Genomic DNA, 6,108 nt, shown 5'->3' on the forward strand with positions numbered 1-6,108 from the left:
CCCTTGTACCCCGCCAGCGAGTGCTTCTCGCGGGCGCCGGCGGGCAGCCGGACGCGGCGGCGATCGCTGCCGCCCAGGATGATGATCGGGATCTGCCGGTCTGCCATGCCGCGTCTTGCCCCGGGGTCCGAAGCACCTCATAGTACACGCAGAGGCGCATGAAATTGAAGCGGGGTTCGGCGTGGTCGTGACGGTGCTCTGCTACAACATCCACCGGGCGATCGGCGTCGACCGCCGCTTCCGGCCCGAGCGGATCGTCGAGATCCTGGCCTACCACGATCCCGACGTGGCGCTCCTCCAGGAGGTGGACGAGGGAGTTCCCCGCTCCCGGCGGCTCGACCTGGCCCTCGAGATCAAGGAGGCACTCGACTACCCCCACCTCGCCGTCGGCCACAACGTCCGGCTGCGCCGGGGCCGGTACGGCAACGCCACGCTCTCCCGGTTCCCCATCCTGGAGGAGCGCAACATCGATCTGACCATCGACGCGCGGAAGTCCCGGGGCTGCCAGCACACCACCCTCCGCGTCGAGCGCCCCCACGGGCGGCCGGTCGAGGTCGAGGTGTTCAACCTGCACCTCGGCCTGTCCGCGCGGGAGCGGATGCGGCAGGTGGGGACCCTCGTCCGCTCGTCCGAGCTGGCGGCGCTCCCGGCGAGCCGCCCCTGCCTCGTGGGGGGGGATTTCAACGACTGGCGCAACCTCCTCGCGCCGCTGTTCACGGACTTCCTCGGGTTCCGATGCGCCACCGAACGGCGGACCGGCCGCCGCGCCGCGATACGCACGTTCCCGTCGTTCTCGCCCACCGGCGGCCTCGACCGGATCTACGTTCGCGGCCCGGTCCGGGTCCTGGCCGCCCGCCGGTGCCGCCTCGCGATCTCCCGCATCGCCAGCGACCACCTCCCGGTGATCGCCGAGCTCGACCTGTAGGTGCCCGTCAATCGGCCTGGGTCTTGAAGTCCTTGCCGAGCCAGTTGCGCGCGGAGAAGAGCAGGACGGTGGAGGAGATCGCGATGAAGCCGTAGATCAGCCACATCCGCTCGGTGTGCGTCTCCCCCTGCGGCGGGCAGTAGTGGGTCAGGAACCAGCCGGAGTAGAAGCTCGTGATCATCTTGGTGAGGAACCACGGGAACTGCGCGACCCCCATGTAGGCGCCGGTGCGCCCCTCGGGGGCGATCTCGGCGGCGTACTGGAGGAAGCGCGGCTGCCACATCGCCTCGCCGATGGTCATCAGGACCAGGTATCCGAGCAGCGTCCAGAACGAGGGGCCGATGGCCAGGAGGAACGTCGGTGCGGCCATGACCGCGGTGCCCGCGATCATCATGTTGTAGACCTTCGCCTTCTGGCTGATCGCTGCGACGATCGGCACCAGGATGAAGATCAGCAGCGGGTTGAAGTTGACCGCGACCTCGAAGTGGTCGCCCATCCAGGTCCCCCGGTAGGCGCGCTCCACGTACATCGGCAGCGTCAGCCAGTTGTGGGCGAACAGCGTCTGGACCGGGATGAGGCAGAAGATGAAGAAAGCGAACTTGGGGTCGGCCATCGGATGGTTCTTGAGCCAGCGGACCACCGAGAACGGCTCCTTCGTCGCGCTCTTGTCGGCCGGCTTCTCCGGCTCCTTACCCGAGGCCTCACGGGCTCGCGCCGTCGCGGTCGCCACCGTCTTCCGCGAGAGGATCAGGAGCGTCGCCACGAGCCCCGCCGCGGTGATCGCGGCGTACACCCAGATCGCGCCCGAGATCCCCACCGCCCGGCGGATGGGGGGGAAGAACGACGGGAGCCAACCTCCCAGATTCATCAGGGCGTACAGCATCGCGTACGCCATCCCTGCGGTCTTGGGGGTCGTGAACTGCCGGACCGCGGCGTAGGCCGCCGGCTGGTACATGCCGTAGCCGAGGACCACCAGGAGGATGCCGAGCATCGCGACCACGTGAACCGCCGAGAAGAGCCCCGCGGGCGGGAGGCCGAGGGTCGGACCGCCTGCCAGCAGCACCCGTCCGAACAGCATCAGCGCGAGGGCGGCGATCAGCGCGATCCTCACCCCCCACTTGTCCGCGAGGCCGCCGAACAGGAACATCGAGAACGTGATGCCCCAGGTCAGGGCGCCGACCATGACCCCGGCGGAGACGTCCGACAGCCCCGCGTACTGGTTGAAATACATCGCGAGATAGCCGACCACCCCGAAGTAGCACATCCCCTCGAGCAGGTAGGAGAGGTTGACCCCCCACAGCGCCCGCGGCGCGCGGACGACGTCGATGAACGGCTGCACGATCTCGCGCAAGGGACTCTTGCGAGGCTGCTCGACGGCGGTCTCCATGGCTCTCCTTCGCCGGGCGACGAGGGCTGCCCGGCCCCTTGGAAGGCGAAAGACTACAACATCGGCGAGGCGCTATCATGCCCGGTCATGGAAGCTCGGCCGGAAGAGTTCGCCGGCGCGGCTGGCGCAGGGCCGCTCCGACCCTTGAACCGCCGGACCCAGGCGGGGATCGTCGCCATGATCCTCGGCGGGCTCGCCGCGGGATGGGTGCTCCGGCCGGTCGTCCGGTTCGGGGACACCGCGCTCGCGCTCGGCGGCCTCCGCCTGCCGACCCTCTGCTGGTTCCGGCTCACGACCGGTCTGCCGTGCGCTTCCTGCGGGCTGACCCGCGCGGTGGTCCTGCTCCTGCACGGCCGGCTTCAGGAATCCTGGGCCGTGCACCCGTTCGGCGCTCCCGCTCTCGGGCTGATCCTGCTGGCGCTTCCTCCTCGCGTCGCGGGAGCAATGGGGCGGTGGCGGCCGTGGGTCCCGCGCTGGGACCGTGCGTGGGGGTGGTCCGTCGCGATCACCCTCGTGCTGATGCTCCTGTGGTGGACGGTCCGCATGTGGCTCGCGGTCCGGGGGCTCTCGTAGGACCTGCCGAGCCTCGGCTCGCGGCGGCCCGAGGTCAGACGGCCTTCCCGCAGGACGGGCAGAACGACGTGCCGGCGGAAACGGCGGCGCCGCACGACCCGCAGAAGCGCCCCGGCGATGAGGGGGCCGCCGGGGGGACGCCCGCGCCGATCGGGATCATGTTCTTGAGATCGTTGGCCTTGATCAGGAAGATGATCAGCAGGATCAGGGAGGCGATCCCCGTGACGCAGCCGAGGTAGGGGACGAGACAGCACGCGCAGGTGATGCTGTACGCGAGCCCGACCGCGGATCCGCAGTCTCCGACCTCCGGGCGGCCCGACGCGTCGAAGTACTTCTTGAACGACTGCGAGAGCCGAGGGAACACGAAGAAGTTCCACACGAGGGAGAAGCAGGGGATCAAGAGGAGCCACACGAGCCCGGGCTCGAGCTGCCTGAACTGCGGAGGCACGCGCTTGAATGCGCTGGAGAGCAGCGCGCAGATGATCACGTTGATCAGGATGCCGACGCCGAGCACGACGAGGGCGAAAGTCAAGACGGCCGCGATGATCTCTGGCCTCCCCTCCATGGTCCCCTCCTGGGCCGCGCGCCCGCGTTGACGGGCAGCGGCGTGCACACGCTATTCCGACAGGTTTCAGCGAGTCAAGGGGCGCCACCGGGCTCGGGCGCCGCGCGTCGACCCAGGCGAGCCGTGGAGCCGAGCCGCCACAGCCTGAAGCGGTCGATCGCGGCGCGCACGACGTCCGGCCGCGTCCCGGGGGAGCCGCCCTCCCAGTACTCGCGGCAGGACGCGATGCGGTGAGGCATGTCCTCGTACAGGTAGTAGCGGTTCACTCCCGTCAACGAGGGGTGGGCCTTCTCGTAGCGCCGGACCTTCGCCTCGCGGCTCTCGCGGTCGTTCCACATCAAGTCGTAATGGAGCAGATGGGCTCCCTTGAGGCGCACGCACGGCTCGAGGAGCTGCTCGTGTCGGAAGGGGTGGTGGATGAGATGGGCCTCGTCGTAGCGCAGCTCCGGGACGTTGCGGAAGAGGCGGAGCTGCCGGTCCGGGTAGACGCCGCTGGCGTGGACGTAGTGCCGGTCGTCCACCAGCCAGTACCGCGGGCACCTCACGCTCCGGGCGGGGGAGAGCAAGAGACGCGGGAGCAGGCGGAGGAGGCGCGGCCCGAGGAGCTCGTCGGTGTCGAGGATCAGGACCCAGTCGCACCGGGCCTGGTCGAGCGCGAAATTCTTCTGCCGCGCGATGTTGCCGTCGAACGGCCGGACGATGAAGCGCGCCTTGGGGTGCCGCGCGACCAGGTCGGCGGAGCCGTCCCTCGACCCGCCGTCCACGTAGACGATCTCGTCCGCGATGGCATCGGCCTGGTCAAGGAGCGGGCCGATCCGCGGAGCCATGTCCTGGCCCACGATGCAGACGCTGAGGCTCGGCCGGGAGGGATCGCTCTCCGCGCCGGGGCCGACGACGTAGCGAGGCGCCAATTCTTCCTTCACCGAGGATCGTTTTCCCGGCCCGGGCTCGGACCATCAGGGAACATCGGAGCTTATAATCGCGCGGCGCCCGGGTGTCAATTCCCGGCGAGCGCGGCTTCGATGACTCGAATGGCACCAGGGGGGTGAGACATGAACAGGAAATGGAAAGGCCTCGGCACGCTCGTGACCGTCTTCGCGCTGCTCCTCACCGTCGCGATCCAGGCGGGGCCGTGCCTGGCCGGGGAGAAGGACGACGACAAGGAAGAGGGGGGAGGCTACGTCCGCTTCGAGGACGAGCGGCCCATGGGGGAGGTCCAGCCCGACAAGGCCCTCGTCTACGTGGTCCGACCGGCGATGGTCGGGTTCGCGATCAAGAGCTTCTTCCTCTGCGACGACGAGATCCTGGGCATCAACAAGGGGCACAGCTACTTCTTCTCCCAGGTCGCTCCCGGGAAGCACGTGTTCTGGTCGAAGTCGGAGAACGTGGACGCGCTGGAGCTCGAGGTCTCGGCGGGCAAGACCTATTACATCCAGCAGCACGTCCAGATGGGGGGCTTCAGGGCTCGCACCAAGCTCGAGGTCCTCGGCGAGGCCGAGGGGAAGACCGCTCTCGACAAGTGCAAGAAGCACGCGGTCATGACCGCGCAAGGGATCGAGAAGGGGAAGGAGATCGCGCGGGACCACCTTAAGGACACGCAGGAGGACCTCGACCGTAGGGCGCGGAAGGACAAGAAGGAATAGGAGGACACCCGATGGAGATGCCCCAGCCGCAGGCCGAGCACCACAAGCTACGAGCGCTCGAGGGAACGTGGACGGGGGAGGAGACGCTGCACCCGTCCCCCTGGGTGCAGGAGACCCGGAAGGCCGAAGGACGCTTCACGTCGAGGCTCGACGTGGACGGTTTCTACTTGATCACGGACTACGCCGAGGAGCGCGACGGGAAAGTGGTCTACCGCGGCCACGGCGTGTTCGGCTGGGACGGGAAGCAGCGCCGGTACACGATGCACTGGTTCGATTCGATGGGCGGCGACGCCTATTCCCTCCCCGCGCTCGGCACGTGGGAGGGGGACACCCTGGCGTTCGAGCAGAAGACGCCGTGGGGACACAGCCGCTACGTCTACTCCTTCGAGGGGGACGGCCGGTACGCGTTCCGGATCGAGACGTCGCGCGACGGGCAGGCGTGGTCCCGGATGATGGAAGGTAGCTACGCGCGCCTCTGAGCCGAGGCGCCTGCCCCTCGATCAGGGGGCCGAGACCGCCGGAACGCCGGCCGCCCGGACCTCCTCGTTGAACGCCGGCAGGTCGCGGTCGAGAAGGGTCGCGAGCGCCGAGAGCTGCGCGTCGAGCCGCGACGACAGCTCGTCGAAGACCTTGTAGACCGGCTCCGAAGGGGTCCCGTCGGCCGACTCGACGACGTACCGCAGCGTGTCCAGCTGCTCGTTGAGCATGCTCGGGAACCGGAGGTTCCCCTCGGTGCTCTTCATCTTCACCTGGACCAGCTGCTCCTCGACGGCGGTCAGGGACTTCGTGATCGCCCGCGACCGCTCGGCGAGAGGCCGGCGCGCCGGGTCCAGGGCCAGGCGCGCCGAAAGCGCGTCGAGCTGCGCGCGGACCTCCCGCAGCCGGTTGATCCCGCGGTGCAGGTCGGTGAACCGGTCGCGCACCTTGATCCCCAGCTCGAACTGCCTCTCGAGCTCGGTCTCGGTCGCTTTCGCCCTCGGGTCGGGCCGAACCTCGAGGGGCTGCTCCTGGGTCT

Annotated in this window: 8 protein-coding genes; 4 read left to right on the forward strand and 4 right to left on the reverse strand. The window is 68.9% G+C overall.

What is annotated here, in order from left to right:
- Positions 1–181 precede the first annotated feature (181 nt).
- Positions 182–925 carry an endonuclease/exonuclease/phosphatase family protein gene (locus LAO51_19715; GenBank protein MBZ5640972.1) on the forward strand — a complete coding sequence of 248 codons (744 nt, stop codon included), beginning with the start codon at positions 182–184 and terminating at the stop codon, positions 923–925.
- A gap of 7 nt (positions 926–932) precedes the next feature.
- Here the strand turns inward: LAO51_19715 and LAO51_19720 are convergent, their stop codons facing one another.
- The gene (locus LAO51_19720) at positions 933–2,312 is read right to left on the reverse strand and encodes an MFS transporter (GenBank protein ID MBZ5640973.1); all 1,380 of its coding nucleotides are present in this window, start codon (positions 2,310–2,312) and stop codon (positions 933–935) included.
- A gap of 177 nt (positions 2,313–2,489) precedes the next feature.
- Here LAO51_19720 and LAO51_19725 point away from each other — a divergent pair, with 177 nt between their 5' ends.
- Complete coding sequence (locus LAO51_19725) at positions 2,490–2,885, forward strand: DUF2752 domain-containing protein (GenBank protein MBZ5640974.1); 396 nt, start codon at positions 2,490–2,492, stop codon at positions 2,883–2,885.
- A gap of 34 nt (positions 2,886–2,919) precedes the next feature.
- Here the strand turns inward: LAO51_19725 and LAO51_19730 are convergent, their stop codons facing one another.
- Both LAO51_19730 and LAO51_19735 read right to left on the reverse strand, forming a co-directional pair.
- Positions 2,920–3,450, reverse strand: coding sequence for a hypothetical protein (locus LAO51_19730; protein MBZ5640975.1), 531 nt, complete (start codon positions 3,448–3,450; stop codon positions 2,920–2,922).
- A gap of 74 nt (positions 3,451–3,524) precedes the next feature.
- The gene (locus LAO51_19735; GenBank protein MBZ5640976.1) at positions 3,525–4,361 is read right to left on the reverse strand and encodes a glycosyltransferase; all 837 of its coding nucleotides are present in this window, start codon (positions 4,359–4,361) and stop codon (positions 3,525–3,527) included.
- Positions 4,362–4,502: 141 nt separating this feature from the next.
- On the opposite strand from LAO51_19735, the gene LAO51_19740 reads away from it, so the two are divergent.
- Positions 4,503–5,093 (forward strand): DUF2846 domain-containing protein, encoded by a 591-nt coding sequence (locus LAO51_19740; protein MBZ5640977.1) that lies wholly within the window; start codon positions 4,503–4,505, stop codon positions 5,091–5,093.
- An 11-nt stretch (positions 5,094–5,104) separates the two neighbouring features.
- Positions 5,105–5,572 carry a DUF1579 domain-containing protein gene (locus LAO51_19745; GenBank protein MBZ5640978.1) on the forward strand — a complete coding sequence of 156 codons (468 nt, stop codon included), beginning with the start codon at positions 5,105–5,107 and terminating at the stop codon, positions 5,570–5,572.
- A 21-nt stretch (positions 5,573–5,593) separates the two neighbouring features.
- Here LAO51_19745 and LAO51_19750 read toward each other — a convergent pair.
- Positions 5,594–6,108 (reverse strand): hypothetical protein (locus tag LAO51_19750; protein MBZ5640979.1); only part of this gene is annotated, 515 nt, incomplete at its 5' end.

Source organism: Terriglobia bacterium, from assembly GCA_020073205.1.
Taxonomy (GTDB): Bacteria; Acidobacteriota; Polarisedimenticolia; order Polarisedimenticolales; family JAIQFR01; genus JAIQFR01.

What these genes read in the sequence shown, in the direction of transcription:
- LAO51_19720 (MBZ5640973.1), bottom strand. Translation starts at nt 2,312, where the DNA reads ATGGAGACCGCCGTCGAGCAGCCTCGCAAGAGTCCCTTGCGCGAGATC.
- LAO51_19725 (MBZ5640974.1), top strand. Translation starts at nt 2,490, where the DNA reads ATGATCCTCGGCGGGCTCGCCGCGGGATGGGTGCTCCGGCCGGTCGTC.
- LAO51_19730 (MBZ5640975.1), bottom strand. Translation starts at nt 3,450, where the DNA reads ATGGAGGGGAGGCCAGAGATCATCGCGGCCGTCTTGACTTTCGCCCTC.
- LAO51_19740 (MBZ5640977.1), top strand. Translation starts at nt 4,503, where the DNA reads ATGAACAGGAAATGGAAAGGCCTCGGCACGCTCGTGACCGTCTTCGCG.
- LAO51_19745 (MBZ5640978.1), top strand. Translation starts at nt 5,105, where the DNA reads ATGGAGATGCCCCAGCCGCAGGCCGAGCACCACAAGCTACGAGCGCTC.